Annotated in this window: 19 protein-coding genes; 13 read left to right on the top strand and 6 right to left on the bottom strand. The window is 65.1% G+C overall.

Going from position 1 to position 19,187, the window contains the following annotated elements; genetic code table 11:
* Positions 1 to 92 precede the first annotated feature (92 nt).
* Positions 93 to 1,112, bottom strand: coding sequence for an aspartate-semialdehyde dehydrogenase (locus B5D62_RS17440; RefSeq protein ID WP_085935211.1), 1,020 nt, complete (start codon positions 1,110 to 1,112; stop codon positions 93 to 95).
* 158 nt (positions 1,113 to 1,270) lie between these two features.
* Between B5D62_RS17440 and B5D62_RS17435 the strand changes: the two genes are divergently transcribed.
* Together B5D62_RS17435 and B5D62_RS17430 are read left to right on the top strand one after the other, a co-directional pair.
* Positions 1,271 to 2,920: an amidohydrolase gene (locus B5D62_RS17435; protein WP_085935210.1), complete on the top strand. Its 1,650-nt coding sequence runs from the start codon at positions 1,271 to 1,273 to the stop codon at positions 2,918 to 2,920.
* Positions 2,917 to 3,855 carry a CobW family GTP-binding protein gene (locus tag B5D62_RS17430; protein WP_170920991.1) on the top strand — a complete coding sequence of 313 codons (939 nt, stop codon included), beginning with the start codon at positions 2,917 to 2,919 and terminating at the stop codon, positions 3,853 to 3,855. The genes B5D62_RS17435 and B5D62_RS17430 overlap by 4 nt, the downstream gene beginning before the upstream one ends.
* A 2-nt stretch (positions 3,856 to 3,857) precedes the next feature.
* Here the strand turns inward: B5D62_RS17430 and B5D62_RS17425 are convergent, their stop codons facing one another.
* The 3 genes from B5D62_RS17425 to B5D62_RS17415 form a co-directional block, all read right to left on the bottom strand.
* On the bottom strand, positions 3,858 to 6,200 hold the full coding sequence (locus tag B5D62_RS17425) for a xanthine dehydrogenase family protein molybdopterin-binding subunit (protein WP_085935208.1): 2,343 nt from the start codon (positions 6,198 to 6,200) through the stop codon (positions 3,858 to 3,860).
* A 90-nt stretch (positions 6,201 to 6,290) separates the two neighbouring features.
* Entirely contained in the window at positions 6,291 to 6,929 is a 639-nt protein-coding gene (locus tag B5D62_RS17420; protein ID WP_085935207.1) for an NIPSNAP family protein, read from the bottom strand.
* A 10-nt stretch (positions 6,930 to 6,939) separates the two neighbouring features.
* Positions 6,940 to 8,124 carry a mandelate racemase/muconate lactonizing enzyme family protein gene (locus B5D62_RS17415; protein ID WP_085935206.1) on the bottom strand — a complete coding sequence of 395 codons (1,185 nt, stop codon included), beginning with the start codon at positions 8,122 to 8,124 and terminating at the stop codon, positions 6,940 to 6,942.
* A 59-nt stretch (positions 8,125 to 8,183) separates the two neighbouring features.
* Between B5D62_RS17415 and B5D62_RS17410 the strand changes: the two genes are divergently transcribed.
* The 11 genes from B5D62_RS17410 to B5D62_RS17365 all read left to right on the top strand — a co-directional run bounded on the left by B5D62_RS17410 (position 8,184) and on the right by B5D62_RS17365 (position 18,242).
* Entirely contained in the window at positions 8,184 to 8,861 is a 678-nt protein-coding gene (locus B5D62_RS17410) for a DUF4286 family protein (protein ID WP_085935205.1), read from the top strand.
* Positions 8,862 to 8,908: 47 nt separating this feature from the next.
* Positions 8,909 to 9,745, top strand: coding sequence for a protein-methionine-sulfoxide reductase heme-binding subunit MsrQ (locus tag B5D62_RS17405; protein WP_085935204.1), 837 nt, complete (start codon positions 8,909 to 8,911; stop codon positions 9,743 to 9,745).
* A 23-nt stretch (positions 9,746 to 9,768) separates the two neighbouring features.
* A complete protein-coding gene (locus tag B5D62_RS33415; protein WP_170920990.1) occupies positions 9,769 to 10,428 on the top strand; it encodes a hypothetical protein in 660 nt (219 codons plus the stop codon).
* Between the two features lie 80 nt (positions 10,429 to 10,508).
* Positions 10,509 to 11,678: a DUF2157 domain-containing protein gene (locus tag B5D62_RS17400; protein ID WP_170920989.1), complete on the top strand. Its 1,170-nt coding sequence runs from the start codon at positions 10,509 to 10,511 to the stop codon at positions 11,676 to 11,678.
* A complete protein-coding gene (locus B5D62_RS17395; protein ID WP_085935202.1) occupies positions 11,675 to 12,232 on the top strand; it encodes a GDYXXLXY domain-containing protein in 558 nt (185 codons plus the stop codon). The genes B5D62_RS17400 and B5D62_RS17395 overlap by 4 nt, the downstream gene beginning before the upstream one ends.
* Before the next feature lie 115 nt (positions 12,233 to 12,347).
* Entirely contained in the window at positions 12,348 to 13,151 is an 804-nt protein-coding gene (gene modA / locus B5D62_RS17390) for a molybdate ABC transporter substrate-binding protein (protein WP_085935201.1), read from the top strand.
* Positions 13,148 to 13,834, top strand: a complete 687-nt coding sequence (gene modB, locus B5D62_RS17385; RefSeq protein WP_085935200.1) for a molybdate ABC transporter permease subunit — start codon at positions 13,148 to 13,150, stop codon at positions 13,832 to 13,834. Before modA ends, modB begins: the two co-directional genes overlap by 4 nt.
* Positions 13,831 to 14,889, top strand: a complete 1,059-nt coding sequence (gene modC, locus B5D62_RS17380; protein ID WP_085935199.1) for a molybdenum ABC transporter ATP-binding protein — start codon at positions 13,831 to 13,833, stop codon at positions 14,887 to 14,889. Before modB ends, modC begins: the two co-directional genes overlap by 4 nt.
* 14 nt (positions 14,890 to 14,903) lie before the next feature.
* Entirely contained in the window at positions 14,904 to 15,254 is a 351-nt protein-coding gene (locus B5D62_RS17375) for a winged helix-turn-helix domain-containing protein (RefSeq protein WP_085935198.1), read from the top strand.
* Positions 15,255 to 15,317: 63 nt separating this feature from the next.
* Positions 15,318 to 16,940: an FMN-binding glutamate synthase family protein gene (locus B5D62_RS17370; RefSeq protein ID WP_085935430.1), complete on the top strand. Its 1,623-nt coding sequence runs from the start codon at positions 15,318 to 15,320 to the stop codon at positions 16,938 to 16,940.
* A 72-nt stretch (positions 16,941 to 17,012) separates the two neighbouring features.
* Complete coding sequence (locus B5D62_RS17365) at positions 17,013 to 18,242, top strand: aminotransferase-like domain-containing protein (RefSeq protein WP_085935197.1); 1,230 nt, start codon at positions 17,013 to 17,015, stop codon at positions 18,240 to 18,242.
* A gap of 69 nt (positions 18,243 to 18,311) precedes the next feature.
* Here the strand turns inward: B5D62_RS17365 and B5D62_RS17360 are convergent, their stop codons facing one another.
* Entirely contained in the window at positions 18,312 to 18,734 is a 423-nt protein-coding gene (locus tag B5D62_RS17360) for a VOC family protein (protein ID WP_085935196.1), read from the bottom strand.
* Positions 18,735 to 18,757: 23 nt separating this feature from the next.
* A complete protein-coding gene (locus B5D62_RS17355; RefSeq protein WP_085935195.1) occupies positions 18,758 to 19,177 on the bottom strand; it encodes a VOC family protein in 420 nt (139 codons plus the stop codon).
* Positions 19,178 to 19,187 lie beyond the last annotated feature (10 nt).

Here is a 19,187-nt window from a genome sequence, read left to right as displayed (position 1 = left end):
GCGAATAACACGCAAGTTCCATGCCGCGGGCGGCAAACAAAAACGGCGGCATCGCTGCCGCCGCTTCTGAATTCTACGACTCCGATGAGGCTTTACGCCACTTCCACCGGAAGCTTGGCGAGTTCCTCGGCGATCTGCACCGCGTTCCACGCAGCGCCCTTCAGCAGCTGATCGCCCGCCACGAACAACGCCAACCCGTTGGGGTTGGTGAGGTCCCGCCGGATGCGGCCGACATGCACATCGAGATCGCCGCTGGCTTCGAGCGGCATCGGGAAGTGATTGGCGACCGGATCGTCGACGATCTTGATGCCCGGCGCACGACGCAGGATCTCGCGCGCCTCTTCAGGTGACATCGGCGCTTCGAGTTCCAGCGCGACGGATTCCGAATGCGCGCGCAGCACCGGCACGCGGATGCAGGTCGGCAGGATCGGGAGATCGGGTGCATGGAACATCTTGCGCATCTCCTCGATCACCTTGTTCTCTTCCTCGTTGTAGCCATTCTCGGCCACTTTGGTGTTATGCGAAAAGAGATTGAAGGCGATCTGGTGCGGGAACACCGTGTGCGTGACCGGCTTGCCCTCGGCATACTGGCGCACCTGATCCTCGAGCTCGCGCATCGCCGCCGCACCAGCGCCGGACGCCGATTGGTAGGTGGAGACCACGATCTTGCGGATGCCGACCGCCTGGTGGATGGGCCACACGGCGGTGGCAAGGATCGCTGCCGTGCAGTTCGGATTGGCGATCACACCCTTGTGGCGCCGAAGATCCCCCGGATTGACTTCCGGCACGACCAGCGGCGTGTTGGGATCCATCCGGAAGGCCGACGAATTGTCGACCACGACCGCGCCTGCGGCCTTCGCCGCCGGCACGAACTCGCGGCTGCGGGTGGCGCCAGCGCTGAAGAAGGCGATGTCGGTGCCCTTGAAGGCGCCCGCCGCCAGCAGCTCGACCGGGACCGGTTTGCCCTTGAAGTCCAAGGTTTTGCCGACCGAGCGCTCCGAAGCGAGAAGCTTCAGTTTACCGACCGGAAAGTTCCGGCGTTCGAGCACGCGCAGGATCTCTTCCCCGACGGCCCCGGTAGCACCCACGACGGCAATATTCTTGGCTTGCATGTCCCTTTTCCTAGAGTTGAGAACCGCCGTGTGAGGCACGGGCGCCAGCCTGTCAAGGGAGCGCGGCCGCACGCGCCATGGCGTCGAACAGCCATTGATGCCATAGGACGAGACCTTCGGGACGCAACCGGTTGAGAACAAAGAGCGAGTCCGGCGAAATGACTGCAAATACAACGACGATCTATCGCGCCCGTCGTATCCTCACCATGAACCCGAGCAATCCCGAGACGACTCACGTGGCGGTACGCGAAGGCCGGATCCTGGGGGCGGGCTCGCTCGACGACCTCACCGGCTGGGGACCGTACACGCTCGATGAGCGCTTCGCGGACAAGGTCCTGCTGCCAGGCTTCGTCGAAGGTCACAGCCACGCCAGCGAAGGCACTTTCTGGCGCTACATCTATGTCGGGCGCTTCGATCGCATGGATCCGGACGGCAAGGTCTGGCCGGGCGCCACGTCGATCGAGGAAGTCGTCGGCCGCCTGCAGGATCACGAGCGGCAGCTCAGCTCCCCAGATGAGCCGATGTCCGGCTGGGGCCTGGATCCGATCTACTACGGCGACCGTCGAGTGACGCGGCAGGACCTGGATCGGGTCTCGACAACGCGCGCGATCGGCGTGCTGCACGCGAGTGGCCACATCTTCAACGTCAACAGCCGCGTGCTCGATCTTGCCGGACTGCTGCGGCCCGGCATCAATCATCCCGGCGTGCCGCTCGGTGACGACGGGCTGCCGACCGGCGAGCTCAAAGGCCCCGACGCCATGAGCCTTGTCGGACACCATTTCGGCTTCGATCGCGAGGCGATGGCCAGTGACGAGCCCGGCTTGCGCCGCTTCGCACGCCTCTGCGTACGCCAGGGCGTGACCACTGCGACCGACCTCGCGAACCTGCTGCCGGACGAAGCAGTTTCCATGATGCGCCGCGTCACCGGCGAAGCGGACTTTCCGGTGCGCATCGTTTCCTTCCGCCGTTTCCTGGGTATGACGGCGCCGGAGGTCATAGAGCGCGCCCTTGCCCTCAGGAAGCAATCGACCGACCGTTTGCGACTCGGTGCCGTGAAGGCATTCGTCGACGGTTCGATTCAGGGCTTCTCGGCCCGGCTGCGCTGGCCCGGCTACTACAACGGCGCCCCCAATGGCTTGTGGTACACGGCGCCTGAAACGATGCGCGAGCTTTACGGCGCGGCCTTGCGTGCCGGCGTGCTGGTACACAGCCACACCAACGGTGACCAGGCGACCGAGATGGCACTCGACTGCCTGGAAGCCGCGCTGCTCGGTCAACCGGCGCGCGATCATCGCTTCACGCTGCAGCATTGCCAGCTCGCCGATGCGGCCCAGTTCCGGCGCATGAAGCAGCTCGGCATGTGCGCCAACCTTTTCCCCAATCATCACTTCTATTGGGGCGACCAGCATTACGCGATGACCGTCGGACCGGAGCGGGCCACGCGCATGAACGCCTGCGCAACGGCGCTTGCGACCGGCGTGCCGCTGGCCATCCACTCCGATGCGCCCGTGACGCCGCTCGGTCCGCTCTTCACGGCCTGGGGCGCCGTCAACCGCCTCACGGCATCCGGCCGCGTACTGGGCACGGAGGAGCGCATCTCGGTTGCTGATGCGTTGCGCACCATCACGCTCGGCGCTGCTTATACATTGCGATTGGATGGCGAGGTCGGCTCTATCGAGTGCGGCAAGCGCGCCGACTTCGCGGTGCTCGAGGACGATCCGACCGAGATCGGCGCCGAGCACCTGAAGGATGTGCGGATCTGGGGCACCGTCCAGGACGGTCGTCCCTTCCCAGCCGTTGCGGCGTGACCGACGTAGGCTCCACGCGAGCGAGGCGGCTGCCGGTCACGGTGATCGGCGGCTATCTCGGCACCGGCAAGACAACCCTGGTCAATCACCTGCTGCGCCATGCCGGGGGCAGAAAGCTGGCGGTACTGGTCAACGATTTCGGTGCCTTGCCGATCGATCGCGACCTGATCGTCTCGGCCGGCGGCGACACGCTGGAGATCTCCGGCGGCTGCATCTGTTGCAGCTACGGCTCGGAGCTGATGGAAACGTTGATGGCCTTGCCGAGCCGGCGTCCCGATCTCGACGCCGTGTTGCTGGAAACCAGCGGCGTCGCCCTGCCCGGCATGGTGGCGAACGCGGTGAGCCTGCTGCCCGCCTATCGCATCGACTCGATCATCGTGCTGGTCGACGCCGAGACAGTCCTGGAGCGGGCTGCCGATCCCTATCTTGGCGACACGATTACGCGACAGGTCGCTTCCGCTGATCTCCTGCTCGTCAATCGCTGCGACCTCGCAGCGGACGACCAGCGTGCCCAGGTCGTCGGCTGGCTGTCCGCACAAATGCCCGCGGCGCCGATCATTGAAGCCGTGCGCGCCACTGTTCCATCGGAACTCGTATTCGATATCGAGCACAGGAAGGCGGGACCATTGGCGCCTTCCGCTCTGGGCGCGCCTGACGCCTCAGCCCTGTACGAGGCGATGGAACTCGCACTGCCCGATCCAGTGGATGCCGAGGCCTTGGCTCGCGATCTCGTATTGCCCTCCTTCGGCTTGCTGAGGGCGAAGGGCTTCGTGCGAGACCGGAACCGAGGTCCGGTCACCCTGCAGATCGCCGGCGCCCGCCACGCAGTCGAGCCGGCGACCAACGAAAGCCCCAGCCGCCTCGTGCTGATTGGACAGCGCGGCCATCTCGATCGCAGCGCGATCGAGCGCTGCGTCGCCCAGCATACGCGATAGGATCAGCGGCCGTTCAGCACGCGCCAGAGTTTTTCCGGCGTCACCGGCATGTCGATATGCGTGACCCCAACCTCGGCCAGCGCGTCGACGATGGCGTTCATCACCGACGGCAGCGCACCGGCGCAACCCGCCTCGCCACAGCCTTTCACGCCCAGCGTGTTGGTCTTGCAGGGCACCGGATGGCTCTCGACCGTGAAGAACGGCACGTCCGACGCGCGCGGCAGGGCATAGTCCATGTAGGAGCCAGTGAGCGGCTGGCCCTGGTCGTCATAGACGGTACGCTCGAAGATCGCCTGGCCGATCCCCTGCACCACCCCGCCATGCGCCTGGCCCTCGACCAGCATCGGATTGATGACGGTACCGAAGTCGTTGACCATGAAATAGCGCACGACATCGACCTGCCCCGTATCAGGATCGATCTCGACCTCCGCCACGTGGCAGCCATTGGGGAAGGCGGAGGGCGGCGTGTCGGAGATGTGACTGACATCGAGCGTCTGCGGTACGTCGTTGGGTAGCTTCAGGCCGCTGCGGATCTTCCCGGCCAGTTCCAGCAGACCGATGCCGCGGTCGGTGCCGGCAATGGTGAAGCGGCCGCGGGCGAATTCGATGTCTGCCGCCGAAGCTTCGAGCACATGGGCCGCGATTGCCTTGCCCTGCTCGATCACCTTGGCGCCCGCTTCGAGGAAGGCCTCGCTGCCGACGATGGCCGAACGCGAGCCGCCGGTGCCGCCGCCGGCCTTGAGCTGATCGCTGTCACCCTGGAGCAGGCGAAAGCGCTCGAACGGAATGCCAAGCTTCTCGCTCAGCACCTGGGCGAAGGGCGAAGCATGACCCTGGCCGTAATCCAGCGTGCCGCTCAGCATCGTGACGGTGCCATCGGCCTCGAAGCGGATGCCGCCATATTCCTTGCCGGCCGGCGCCGTGACTTCCAGATAGCTGCCGATGCCGCGACCGCGCAACTTTCCGCGTTTCCTGCTGTCGGCCTTGCGCTGTTCGAATCCGTTCCACTCCGACACCGCGACAGCCTTGTCGAGAATCGCCGCGAAGTCGCCGCTGTCGTAGTTCATGCCTGACGGCGCCTTATAGGGCATGGCATAGGCGGCAATATGGTTGCGACGACGCAGCTCGATTCTGTCGATGCCCATCTCGCGGGCGGCGGTATCGATCAGCCGCTCCATGAAGTAATTGCCTTCGGGACGGCCGGCACCGCGATAGGCGGCGATCGGCGTCGTGTTGGTGAACACGACCTTGGAATTCACTTCCATTGCCGGCGTCTTGTAGACGTCGATGACATTCTTCACGGCGTTGGTGGTCGCCGGCAGCGGCGGATAGATGAAGGCGCCGGCATTACCGTACCCGGTGAGACGTACCGCCAGGAACTTGCCGTCCTTGTCGAGCGCAAGCTCCGCCACGCGCTGGTGATCGCGGCCGTGATGATCGCTCAAGAAGCTTTCCGAGCGCTCGTCGGTCCATTTGACCGGTCGGCCCAGCGACTTGCCCGCCAACAGCAGGGGTCCGTACTCCGGATAGGGCGGCGCCTTCATGCCGAACGATCCGCCGACATTGCCGGTGAGCACATGCAGCCTGTCGGCCGGAACGTTCAGGACGTCCTTGGCCAGACCGCCGCGCAGACCGAACACACCCTGGCAGCCGACATGGAGGACGTAGCGCTCCTTCGCGGCATCCCACGATCCGATCGCCGACCGGGGCTCCATCGCGTTCACGATTACGCGATTGGAAACGATCTCCAGCCGCGTGACATGAGCCGCTTCGGCAAACGCCTTCTTAACCGCCTCGGCATCGCCATAGTGAAAATCGAGCACGAGATTGCCCGGGGCCTCGTCATGCAGCGGCGGGGCGCCAGGTTCGAGCGCCTGGGTGGGCGTCGTGACCGCCGGCAGTTCCTCGAGATCGAGCTCGACAGCTTCGGCCGCGTCCTTGGCCTGCGCCTGTGTCTCTGCCACGACGCAAGCCACCGCCTCGCCCACGAATCGCACCTTGTCCTTGGCAAGCGACGGCCGCGGCGGAGTCTTCATCGGCGATCCGTCGCGCTGCGGGATACTGACCGGGCATTTGAGCGGACCGAAGCCAGCCGCCTCGAGATCGGCATGGGTCAAGACCATCAGGACGCCCGGCATGGCGAGGGCCGCCTTGGTGTCGATGCCCTTGATCCGACCGTGCGCGATCTTGCTGCGGACCATGACGGCATAGGCCTGGCCCGGCAGGTTGATGTCGTCGGTATATCGTCCCTCGCCGCGCAGCAGCGTGGGATCCTCGGTCCGCGGCACCGGCTGGCCGACGCCGAATTTCATCAAGGCGAGATCGGTGTCGTTCAACGAATCCATGGCAAGCCTTTCTGACTCGAACCTACGTGCAGTATCATGCCGAGCGGAGCGAAGGGCCCTTCGCCCTCGGCCCCGGAAGCAGCAGCGCTGTCATTTCAACGGCGAGTAATTCGTCGGTATCAGCAAGGTCGAATGCATCTCGGCCAGCAGCGCCGGGCCCTTGGCGAGATAGGCCTGCCACGCCGGATCCTTCATCGCCGCGGCCCGCGCCTCGAAGCGTTCCTGCAGGTTCTTGTAACGCCACAGATGGATCCACTCGTTGGGCTGCGGAAACTCGCCGGTCCAGGCGCCCCAGATCGGCGAGTACTTGTCGCGCGCCTCGCGCACGGCCTTGAAGTTCTCGCCGTACTGCGGCGCGCCGCCCAGGACGGTGCGATAGACGCGAAGCTCATAGACATTGCCGGTCGTGCCATCGGAGGGTCGAATGTCGACGACGGCATTCATCAGCCGGAGGTCCTGGCGCTGCACGCAGGTCTTTACGATCGGGACGTACTTCTCCGTCCAGTCCTTGTTCTTCTGCAGCTCGGCGCGAAGCCGCGTACGCTCCTCGTAGCTGTCATACTTCCAGAGATGCCAGATCTGATTCAGCGCGCCGAACTCCGAGATCCAATAGCCATGATTGACGCCGTAATTGTTGCCCCGCGCGGGACGTCCGATGGTTTCGGCGGCCTTGAGATATTCCGGCATCTTGCCGGGAAAGAGCGTGTAGCAGCGCAGCTCGTAGACCATGGCGTACCTCTCACGGATGTGGATTCTTGGGCGGGTGGGCCCGCACGGCGTCCTCGTTGATGTCGGCGCCCCATCCCGGCCGGGTGGGCACGATCAGCGTGCCATTCTGTATGACCGGCGGATGAGTCACCAGATCGTCTTTCCAGGGCACGTCGTCGATATCGATTTCCATGATGCGGAAGTTCGGCATGACGGCGCAGAGGTGTGCACTCATCAGCGTCGACATATGACCGTAGAAATTGTGGGGAGCACAGTTGATCTCGTAGGGATCGGCCATGGCCGCGATCTTGAGCGACTCCATCAGACCGTTCCACGGCACATCGATGATCGAAACATCGATCGAACGATGCTCGAAATAGGGGCGGAACTGACGGCGGCCGAACAGAGACTCGCACGATGCAATCGGCATCGAGGCGCGGTCGCGGATGAGCCGAAGGCCTTCGGGATCGTAGGAATCGATCTCGAGCCAGAACAGGTTGAACGGCTCGCAGGCGCGCGCGACCTTGATGTAGCCCTCGGTCTTGAAGTTGAAATTGGTGTCGAGAAGGATGCCCATATCGGCGCCAGCACCCTGCCGAAAGGCCGCCAATCCCTCGGTGATGGCCGCCAGCACGGCACCGTCGGCATTGAGTTCCGGTGCGCCGACGCCGCGGCCGAAGCCGGGCTGATGCATGTTGGGCGGATTGGTGTCGAAGCGGAAGATGTTGGTTTTGAGGGCCTTGAAGCCACGTTCCTTGACGTGCCTACCGAGCTTGACCAGATCGTCGAGCGAGCGTACCGGCTCGACCTTCATGACTTCGGCATTGCGGAACCGGTAGCTGCCGCAGTGCGACCAATAGAGCGGAAGCCGATCGCGGACCGGCCCACCGAACAGCTCGTAGACCGGGATGCCGAGGCCCTTGGCCTTGACGTCAAGCAGGGCATTCTCGATGGCCGCCATCGCCTGCTGGTTCAAACCTCCCGGCGCTTGCCGCGTCGTCGCCTGGAACCCCGTCATGATGCGTTCGATGGGCCTGAGATCCTGCCCGATCAGGCTGGCGGCCATGCGCCGAATCACAGCGGTCAGGCCCGCGCTGCCATAGCCTTCGTTGTATTCGGACCACCCGACCAATCCGTCGTCGGTGACGATCTTGAGGAAGGAGAAGTCCCGCCACCCGGCGTCGCAGTGCAGATCCTCGATCTTGGCGATTTTCATGGTGTTTCCTCCGCTACGCCGGACAGCATAGACTGGAACTGGCGACGGGGGAGATGAACATGGCGCTCTTCGGCACGGGAATGCTGATCACGCTGACCGAAGTGAAAGCGCGCGACGAGCGCGATTTCAACGAATGGTACAATCGCGAACACATTGACGAGCGCGTCAACCTGCCCGGCTTCCACCGCGCCCGGCGCTATGTGGCGCTGCGCGGTTCGCCGAAATATCTCGCGACGTACGAATGCGACAGCGTCAACGACCTGGCGACCCCCGGCTATCTTGCCTTGCTGGCCAACCAGACTCCCTGGAGCCAGGCGGTGATGGCCAAGTTCACGCATTTCCATCGCCTGACGTTGCGCCTCCAGATCGACCTCACGCATGGCGTCGGCGGCGCGGTTACCGCAGTCCGCTTCGTGCCCGATCCCGCCCGCCGGCGGCCACTGATCGAGTGGCTGCGCGACATCGCTCTGCCCAAGGCTATCCAGCGCCCGGGCATGCTGGGCGCGGCGGTGGGCGAAAACGATCTCGAGATCGCCAACGCCCCGGTGCAGGAGAAGAGCATGGACCATCCCCGCGCCGATGAGGTCGAGTGGGTCGTTCTTCTCGAGGGCGCCGAACCGGCGGCAACCGGCGCAGCGGCTCGACTGTTGTTCAAGCCATCGGCGCTCAAGCCGTTTGGCGTCGAGGCCGCCCCGATCATCGGCACCTACCGCCTGTTGTACGGCAACCAGCGCTAACGCAAGTTTGACCTGCGAGTGAGGCCCTCCTTCGCTAAGTTGACGCCGTGTCCACTCAACGCCTGATCTTCTGGCTGCGCCAGGCCACGCTGGTCCTGCTGTGCCTGCCGGCGCTTTACCTTGCGTGGCGCTGGTATAGCGACGACCTGGGGGCCCGTCCCGTTACCGAAGCGACCCATGTCACCGGTGACTGGGCCGTGGTGTTCCTGCTGTGCTCGCTGGCGTTGACGCCGGCGCGCGCGGCCTTGGACTGGATGCCGCTGACCCAGATCCGGCGCCGCGTCGGTGTCGCGGCCGCGCTTTATGCCGGCCTGCATTTCCTGATCTACGTCGCCGACCAGAAATGGAATCTCCTGGTCGTGGCTCTGGAGATCATCAAGCGCTTTTATCTTACGATCGGCTTTGCCGCCCTGCTCGCCCTCACCGCCCTCGCCATCACCTCGACCAACGGCTGGCAGCGGCGCCTCAAGCGCAACTGGAAGCGCCTGCATTGGCTGGTGTTTCCCGCCGCTGTCCTGGCGATCCTGCACTTCTTCATCCAGTCCAAGGCCAATGTCGGCGAAGCGACGATCGCAGCCGGTCTCTTCGCCTGGCTGATCCTGTGGCGGACTTTTCCATCGAGGCTACGCGCCAGCCTGCCGGGTCTGGTTCTAATCGCGCTCGGCGCGACCCTGATGGCGCTCGCCTTCGAGGTTGCCTGGTATGGGTTGGTGAACCACATCGCGCCGTCACGCATCCTCGATGCCGACATCGATCTCGACCTCGCTCCGCGACCGGTGCACAAGGTCCTGATTGCCGCCCTTGGCGCGGCAGCCTTGGTCGGCCTGCGCCGCCTGCAACAAGGGTGGCGCCTGCGGCGCAAGCGGCCCGTGCTCGCGACCTGAGCGCGCGCTGACGGAGAGACACGATGGCGATCGGACGACTGCTGGCGGTGATTCTGGCCGCCGCAGGTATTTGGAGCGCTCCGGCGAACGCTCAGCAGCCGGCCGACACGGCCTCTCCAAAGGTAACTCAGGTCGTGCACGTCTATGACGTCACCCTGGTTTATCCACCGCCGCTCTGGATCTCCTCCAAGGATGACGTGACGGCCGCCAGCGAGCGATATCGCGAGGAAGGCAGCAACACCTTCCTTCTCGAAGAGATCCCCAAGACCGAAACCCTCCAGACCTGGAAGCAGATGCTGAAAGTGACGGGAACCTATCGGCGCGACGCGCAGAGCATCGGTCTGGATGGCGCCGTGGAGCAATCGGTCAGTGGCTATCTTGGCGCCTGCGAGGAGAATGGCTTCGGCCTCGAGGTCCTGAAGCAAGAACCAACCAGCGTGATCTTCATCGTCGCCTGCGGCAACACGCCAAAAGGTCCAACAGCCGTGGGCTATGGCGAGGGCGTTGGCGAGGTCGCCGTTGCCCGACTGTTCCTGGTCGAGAACACGATTGTTCAGGTTCAGTACAGCTGGCGAGGCCGCAAGTTCGACATCCGGGATCATGCCGCCTATCCCGTGCCGGTCGCGACCATCATGGGCGTGGCTTCCCAGTTCGAGACGACGGCCCAGGCGATTGCCCGTTAGCGTCGTTCGCCGACGTCGCGATCACCGGCGCGTCGGCCGCAGCGCTTGTCGCTTGCTACTCTTTGCGTGATGATGCCGCGGTGATCGCGGAGCACTACCTGAAGCGCTGGCAGGGCGCCGGTCTGATCGACGATGCCGCGGTGGAGCGTATCAGTGCCTGGGAGGCCACGCATCGCCGGCCGATCTGGCTGTGGGCGCTGTCGGGCACGGGCGCACTGGCGATCGGGCTCGGCGTGGTGGCGATGGTCGCCGCTAACTGGGAGGACATTCCCGCCGCAGTGAAGCTCTCCGGCGCCATGCTGCTGACCGGTCTCGTCGCGGCCTTCGTGTTCGTCGCCTGGCTGCGGGACCGCGCATGGCCACGCGAGATCGGCGCGCTGCTGCTGTTCGGTCTGGTGATTGCAAGCATCGCGCTGATCGGGCAGGTCTATCAGCTGCAGAGCGAACCTTGGCAGGCGTTGTTGACCTGGCTCGCGCTCTGCACACCGTTCCTCGCGCTGCTTACCTTCACCCGCCTGGTCGGGACGCTGTGGTTTGCCGCAGCGGTGCTTACGTGGTTCTCGGCCTCCGAAACTCTCGAACCGCTGATCCGGACGCTGGGTTCCGCCAGCGCGCGCGGCCACTTCTTTCATGTGCTTTTCTATCTGCCGGCCTGCCTGATGATCCTCGTGGCGGTCGTGCGCGGTCTCTGGCCGCCGGCCGAGAAACAGGGCGAGTTGATGCTCAAGCTGGCGTTGGCCGGACTGACCGGCGCCGTCAGCATGACGGTGATCACCATCGACTCGCGGCTCATCGACCAGGTCGCACCGGTCGAGATCTGGCTGGGCGCAGTCGCCACGGCGCTGGCCGCGATGGCGCTGTGGTTCGGCGGCGGCGAAATGCAGCGGCGCCACACGCTCCCGCTGCTGGGCGTGAGCTTCGGGACCTGGGCCGTCGCCCTGCTGCTCGCACATCCCTGGAACCCGGATGGAGGCCTCGAGGACACGATCACGTTCGAGGCCATCATCGGCCTGCTCTTCATCCTCTACTGGTCGGCGATCGGCTGGCTGGCGGCGCGGACCGGCCAGCGCATCCTGTTCGGCCTCGCCTTCACCGTCATCGGCCTGCGGCTGCTGGTCCTCTACTTCCAGGCGATCGGCGGCCTGACCGCGACCGGCTTCGGCCTGATCGGCGGCGGCCTGCTCTGCCTCGCCTTGAGCTGGCTGGGCTGGCGGCTGACGCAGCGCCTGGCACGCGGGACGCCCCCGTGAGCCGCAAGGCTACGGCGCTGCTCGTGATCGCGGCACTGGCGCTGCCGCTCCTGGCGCTGGCGGCGATGATCGGCGAGCAGGAATGGCTCCGCAGTCGGGTCACGGTCCTGAACGTGGCGGTGCGCGGCGTCGATCCCCGCGACCTGTTGCGCGGCCACTACCTGACGACAGCCCTGGAGTGGAACTGGGAGCGCCTGCCGCAGCCAGAGGCCGACGGTCGAATGCCCGAGGGCGCGCTGTGCGTGACGGCGATCGACGCCCAGCGACGCCCCCGCGTGCGCTTCCTTCCCGATTCGGCAGAAGACCGGGCGATGGCGCGCAACTGCCTGCTCGTCATCCCCGGAGGCCTGTGGGCAAGCGACAGGTTCGTGCCGGATGCGTTAGCGACCTCGGACGGCAGCATCAGGCTGTTCGTGCCGGAAGAGCGCGCGCGCGAACTCGAACGGCTGATGCGCAATCGACCGGGCGCTCTCACCGTCGATCTGGCGGTGCGCGCCGATGGCCATGTCAGCATCAAGGCGCTGCGCATCGACGATGAGGCGCTGGGGCACTGATCAATTCTCTTGGCCAATTCTACTGGATCATGCGCCGAGAAAGCGTCGACAACGCTCTGGACGAGGCGATATATCCAGACAAATATACCGCGATCGGGGCCCGGAGGAGTTTGGCATGAGTCTGTCGATGAAGCGCCGCGGCGTGATTGGTCTTGCGCTCGCGGCCGTCGCCGCATCACTTGGGACGGCGCGCGCGCAGGGGACCGGCCTGGTGATCTTTGCCGCCGCAAGCCTGAAGAACGCCCTCGACGAGATTGCCGCGGCCTGGGCCAAGGAAACCGGCAAGCCGATGCCGAAGATCTCCTATGCCGCGAGTTCGACGCTGGCCAAGCAGATGGAACAGGGTGCGCCGGCCGATATCTTCATGTCGGCCGATCTCGACTGGATGGATTATGCCGCCAAGAAGGACCTGATCCGGCCGGACACACGGGTGAACCTGCTGGGCAACAAGATCGTGCTGATCGCGCCGCGCGACTCGACGCTGTCGATTGATGTGAAGCCCGGCTTCGACCTCGCCAAGCTCCTCGGCAACGGCAAGCTGGCCACTGGCAATGTCGATTCGGTCCCGGTCGGCAAGTATGCCAAGGCCGCGCTCGAGAAACTCGGCGCCTGGGAGGGCGTGAAGGACAAGATCGCCCAGGCCGAAAGCGTGCGTGCCGCCCTCATGCTCGTGGCGCGCGGCGAGGCGCCGATCGGCATCGTCTACAGCACCGATGCGGCGGCCGAGCCCAATGTGAAGATCATCGGCACGTTTCCGGCCGATTCGCATCCGCCGATCATCTATCCGATGGCCATTACCAAGGACTCGAAATCAGCCGATGCCAAGCCGTTCCTCGACTTGCTGAAGAGCGCGAAGGCGCGGCCGGCCTTCGAGAAGCAGGGCTTCACGGTGCTGGTGCCGTCCGCCTCGGCGACATGACGCCGGAGGAATGGACGGCGGTCCGGCTCAGCCTGTTGATCGCCGTCACGGCCACTGCCGCCAGCCTGCCGTTCGGCATCGCCATCGCCTGGCTTCTGGCGCGCGGCCGATTCCTGGGCAAAGGACTATTGGACACGGTGGTGCATCTGCCGCTGATCCTGCCGCCGGTGGTGACGGGCTACCTGCTTCTCCTGTTGTTCGGCCGGCGCGGGCCGATCGGCGAGTTCCTGAACAACGCCTTCGGCATCGTTCTCGCCTTCCGCTGGACCGGGGCGGCGCTGGCCTGCGCCGTGATGGGCTTCCCGCTGATGGTGCGGGCCATCAGGCTGTCGATCGAGGCCGTGGATACGCGACTGGAGAGCGCGGCGGGCACCCTCGGCGCGCATCCGCTCTGGGTCTTCGCCACCATCACCTTGCCGCTCTGCCTGCCGGGGGTGATCGCCGGCGCCATCCTGTGCTTCGCCAAGTCGATGGGCGAGTTCGGCGCCACGATTACCTTCGTATCGAACATTCCGGGTGAAACCCAGACGCTGCCATCGGCGATCTATACCCTGACACAGGTCCCTGGGGGCGATGCCGGCGCGCTGCGCCTGACGCTGGTCTCCGTCGTCATCTCCATGAGTGCGCTGCTCGGCTCCGAGCTGCTGGCGCGCCGCATTGGTGCCCGACGCGTCGCGACATGAGCCTGGAAATAGACATAGACCATCGGCGCGGGACCTTTCATCTGGCAGCGCGCTTCGCTGCTCGACCGGGCGTGACGGCCCTATTCGGCCGCTCCGGCTCGGGCAAGACGACGCTGGTCAATATCGTCGCCGGCCTGATCAGGCCCGATCGCGGGCGGATCGCCGTCGACGGACAGGTGCTGGTCGATACCGAGCGCCGCCTTTTCGTGCCCACGTATCGCCGTCGGATCGGCTATGTGTTCCAGGATAGCCGCCTCTTTCCCCATCTCAGCGTGCACCGGAACCTGCTCTATGGCCGCTGGTTCGCCCGCGGCAATGGCGGCGCCTCGGCCGACTTCGCATCCGTGGTCGAGTTGCTGGGCATCGGCCATCTGCTCGAACGGCGGCCGGATTCGCTGTCGGGCGGCGAGAAGCAACGCGTCGCCATCGGCCGCGCCCTGCTGGCCCACCCACAGATTCTGCTGATGGACGAGCCGCTGGCGGCGCTCGACGAATCCCGCCGCGGCGAGATCCTCCCCTATATCGAGCGGCTGCGCGATACGGCGGGGGTTCCCATCCTCTATGTCAGCCACTCCGTGTCCGAAGTGGCCCGGCTGGCGACGACCGTCGTGCTGCTGGCCGAGGGCAAGGTCGCCGATGTCGGCCCGGTGGCCGATATCCTACCGCTTGCCGATGTCGACGAAGGCGGCAGCGTTCTCGACGCCGTGGTCCTGCGGCACGACGAGGCGTTTCAGCTTACGACCCTGTCGTCGCAGGCGGGCGAATTGCAGGTGCCGCGTCTGGCCGCCGGTATCGGCATGCCGGTCCGGGCCTATATACGCTCCCGCGATGTCATGCTGTCGCTGCAGGCGCCGCAGCAGGTCAGCGCGCTGAACATCCTGCCGGGCAAAGTTTCGCAAATCGCCGGATCGGGTCCGCAAGTCGATGTCCGCCTGGAGTGCAACGGCGCTATGCTGACAGCGCGTCTGACCGCCAAGTCGGCGCAGCGGCTGGCGCTGCAGCCCGGCCTGCCCGTCTATGCGGTCATCAAGAGTGTTTCCTTCGAGCGAAGCTAGGAGTGGGGAGAGCGATGCCGAGCCTGAGCATCCGAATCGATTTCGACAATGAGGGACGCCTTGGTCCCGGCAAGGTGGCGCTTCTCGAGCACATCGCCAAGGAGGGATCGATCTCTGCCGCCGGCCGCTCGATGAACATGTCCTACAAGCGGGCGTGGGAGCTGGTGTCGGAGATCAACCGCAGCTTCGAGGAACCCCTTGTGACGGCACAGACCGGCGGTCGCTCGGGCGGCGGCGCCGTCCTCACCCAGCGCGGACAAGAACTGATCCGCCACTACCGGGCCATCGAGCGCAAGGCCTTGTCGGCCACGGCGTCGCACCTGAAAGCCCTCCAGGCCATTTCCCGCAGCCCGCGACGGGCCTAGACGCTATCTTCTCCCCCTGCGGTCCCGCGTCCGCCGATACTGGAACGAACCAAGGGGGGGATGATGCCAACGCTTTTTCCGATCTTCGAGATTCGCTTCGTGCCGTTCCTCGCGGCGCTCCTCCTGAGCGTCGCCTTCGCGATCGCCCTGTTCTTCGACGCCGACAATGCCTGGCTGTGGATCGGAGCGGGCATCGCCGTGCCGCTGCTGCTGCTCGGCGTCTACGACATGATCCAGGAGCGCCACGCGGTCCTGCGCAACTATCCGATCGCCGCCCATCTGCGCTTCATCCTCGAAGCCATCCGTCCCGAGATGCGCCAGTACTTCTTCGAGGACGAGAAGGACGGCCTGCCCTTCAGCCGCGATAAGCGCTCGATCGTCTATCAGCGCGCCAAGATGGTGCTGGACGTCCGTCCGTTCGGTACCAATTACAATGTCTATGGCGAGGGCTTCGAATGGGTGAACCATTCAATGGCCCCCAAGCCCATGAGCAAGGAGCCCTTCCGCATCACCGTCGGCGGGCCGGAGTGCAGCAAGCCCTACTCGGCCTCGGTGTTCAACATCTCGGCCATGAGCTTCGGCGCCCTGTCGGCCAATGCCATCCGCGCTCTCAATGAAGGGGCGCGGCTCGGCGGCTTCGCGCACGATACCGGCGAAGGCGGCTACAGCCCCTATCATCGCGCTGGCGGCGGCGACATCATCTGGGAGATCGGCTCCGGCTACTTCGGTTGCCGCAATCCCGACGGCACTTTCTCGGCCGAGAAGTTCGCGGAGGCGGCCACCAACGACCAGATCAAAATGGTCGAGCTCAAGATGAGCCAGGGCGCCAAGCCTGGCCACGGCGGTGTGCTGCCGGCACCCAAGGTCAGCCCCGAGATCTCGCTGACCCGCGGCGTGCCTACGGGCCAGGATTGCGTCTCACCGGCTCGACATTCCGCCTTTTCCACGCCGATCGAGATGATGCAGTTCATCGCCGAGATGCGACGGCTCTCGGGCGGCAAGCCGGCCGGCTTCAAGCTCTGCGTCGGCCACGAGTGGGAGTTCCTGGCCATCTGCAAGGCGATGCTGGAGACGGGGCTCTATCCCGACTTCATCGTCGTCGACGGCAAGGAAGGCGGCACCGGCGCCGCGCCGCTGGAGTTCATCGACCATATCGGCAAGCCGATGCGCGACGGTCTTTCCTTCGTGCACAATGCCCTGATCGGCATCGGCGCCCGCGACCGCATCAAGCTCGGCGCCAGCGGCAAGATCGTAAGCGGCTTCGACATCGCCCGCGCCATGGCGCTCGGTGCCGACTGGTGCAACGCCGCCCGTGGCTTCATGTTCGCGATCGGCTGCATCCAGTCGCAGAGCTGCCATACCGACCGCTGCCCGACCGGCGTGGCGACGCAGGACAAGAACCGGCAGCGCGCGCTGGTCGTGGCGGACAAGCGCGAGCGGGTCGCGAACTTCCACCGCGCCACGCTGCACGCGCTGGCCGAGCTGACGGCGGCGGCTGGTCTCGACCACCCCAACGAGTTCCGCCCCCACCATATCAGCCATCGCCTGTCGCCGAGCGAGACCGCGACCTTCGCCGATCTCTATCCCCGCCTCTCCGAGGGCGAATTGCTGGCCGGCACCACCAATCCGCGTTGGCGCAAGCCGTGGGAGATGGCGGACGCCCAGTCGTTCCGCCCCGTGACCTAGGCCCTGCAATTCGGTTGCGGTCGGGCGGCTCTTGCCGCAGCAATACGGGATCAAAAAAGATCGAGGAACGCCATGACCGCACCGTTCGATTTCGCGCCCTTGCTGGCGCCGGGAACGCCCGCGCCCGCCGTCAAGTGGACCGGTTTCCCGACCTACAACTTCATCGGCGGCCACAACGACCCCAAGCACCTGCCAGTCGAGGCCCTGATCGAGGCGGCAACCGCCGTGCTCAGGCGCGAAGGTGTCACGCTCGCCACCTACGGGCTGAACAGCGGCCCGCTCGGTTACCGGCCGCTGCGTGAATTCCTCGCCGGCAAGCTCAAGGGCCACGCGGGCATCGAGTGCTCGGCCGACGAGATCCTGATCACCTCCGGCTCCATGCAGGGACTGGAACTGGTGAACAGCCTCCTGGTCACCAAGGGTGACACGGTTCTGGTCGAGCAGGAGACCTACGGCGGCGCGCTCACCAAGCTGGCTCGCCTCGGCGCCAAGGTGATCGGCATCCCGCTCGACGAGGAAGGACTGCGGCTCGACGTCCTGAAGCAGAAGCTCGAAGAGCTGAAGCACAACGACGTGAAGCCCAAATACATCTACACCATCCCGACCGTGCAGAATCCGACCGGCGCCATCATGGGCGAGGCACGCCGCCGGGAGCTGATCAAGCTCGCGGCCGAATACGGGGTGATGATCTTCGAGGACGAGTGCTACTCCGACCTTGTGTGGAGCGGCGAACGGCCGAAGTCGATCTACGCCCTGGCGGGCGGCGAAGGCGTGATCCATATCGGCTCCTTCTCCAAGTCGATCGCGCCGGCGCTACGCGTCGGCTACATCGTCGCCAAGTGGGACGTGCTCGCCCGCATCCTGGCGTTGAAGCAGGACGCGGGGTCCGGTGCGCTCGAGCAGATGGTCCTGGCCGAGTTCTGCAGCAGGCACTTCGCGGCCCACGTGCCGAAGCTGAGCAAAGCGCTGCACGCCAAGCTCCAGACCCTGCGCGAGGCCCTGGCCGAGCAGTTCGGCACATCGGCCGAGTTCGGCAATCCACCCGGCGGCATCTATCTCTGGATCAAGCTGCCCGATACCGTCGACACGGTGAAGCTTGCTCAGGCGGCGCAAGCTGCCGGCGTGTCGATCAATCCGGGACCGGAATGGTCGACCGACAAGGACTACGCCCGATGCCGGCTGCGTCTCTGTTTCGCCAACCCCGAGCCCGAGACGATCAGGAAGGGCGTCGAGGTTCTGGCCGAGGTCTGCCGGCGCGAATTCGGCGTGCCCGTCCGCAGTAGCAACGTCGACAAGCGTTGACCTGATCAGGACCGCGGACCGATCCGCTCGGATTCATGAGCGGGACCGGAAGTCCGCGGTCCGGAAGTTTCAGGTGGGCCTCTTCTCGGCCAGCACCATCCAAGAGATGCCGAACTTGTCGGCGACCATGCCGAAACGGGTGGCGAAGAAGGTCTCCGTCATGGGCATCTGGACCTGGCCACCCTTGCCCAAGGCGCCAAACAGCTTCTCCGCCTCGGCGTCGTTGGCCGCGTTGATGGTGAGCGAGAAGCCCTGAAAGCTGGGCTTGCCCTGGCAGTGGCCGTCCGACGCCATGATCTGCGTGTCGCCGATCCTGAAGTTCGCATGCATGACCTTGTCCTCCGAGCCCGGCGGAATCATGCCCGGCTTGCAGGCATCTGGATGCTCCTTGAACTTCATCATCATCTCGACCTTGGCGCCGAGCGCGTCCTTGTAGAACGCGAGCGCTTCCTCGCATTTGCCGTCGAAAAAGACATAGGGTTGCACGTTCATCGCTTTCTCCTTCGTCTGGCTGCTCAGTTCATCGGCCTTGCATTGATGATCATCCAACCGACACCGAACTTGTCGGCCACGATGCCGAAGCGCGAGGCAAAGAAGGTTTCGGCCATCGGCATCTGCACCTGACCCCCTTGCCCCAGCGCCGTGAACAGCTTTTCGGCCTCGGCGTCGCTGCCTGCGTTCAGCGTAAGGGTGATGCCGGAAAACGAGCCCTTGCCGGTGCATTGGCCATCCGACGCCAGGACCTGCGAGTCGCCGATGCGAAGGGCGGCGTGCATCACCTTGTCCCGGGCCTCGGGCGTGATCATGGCCTGCTGATCGGCCGGCGCTTCCTTGAAGCGCATCATCATCTCGACCTTGGCGCCGACCGCCGTCTTGTAGAAGTCGATCGCTTCCTCGCATCGTCCTTCGAAGGACAGGTAGGGTTGAATGTCCATCGCTTCCTCC

Origin of the sequence: Enhydrobacter aerosaccus (assembly GCF_900167455.1) — a bacterium.
In the GTDB taxonomy this organism is placed as follows: Bacteria; Pseudomonadota; Alphaproteobacteria; order Reyranellales; family Reyranellaceae; genus Reyranella; species Reyranella aerosaccus.
The sequence above is the reverse complement of the archived record's forward strand: the minus strand, read 5'-3'. Positions and strand labels throughout refer to the sequence as shown.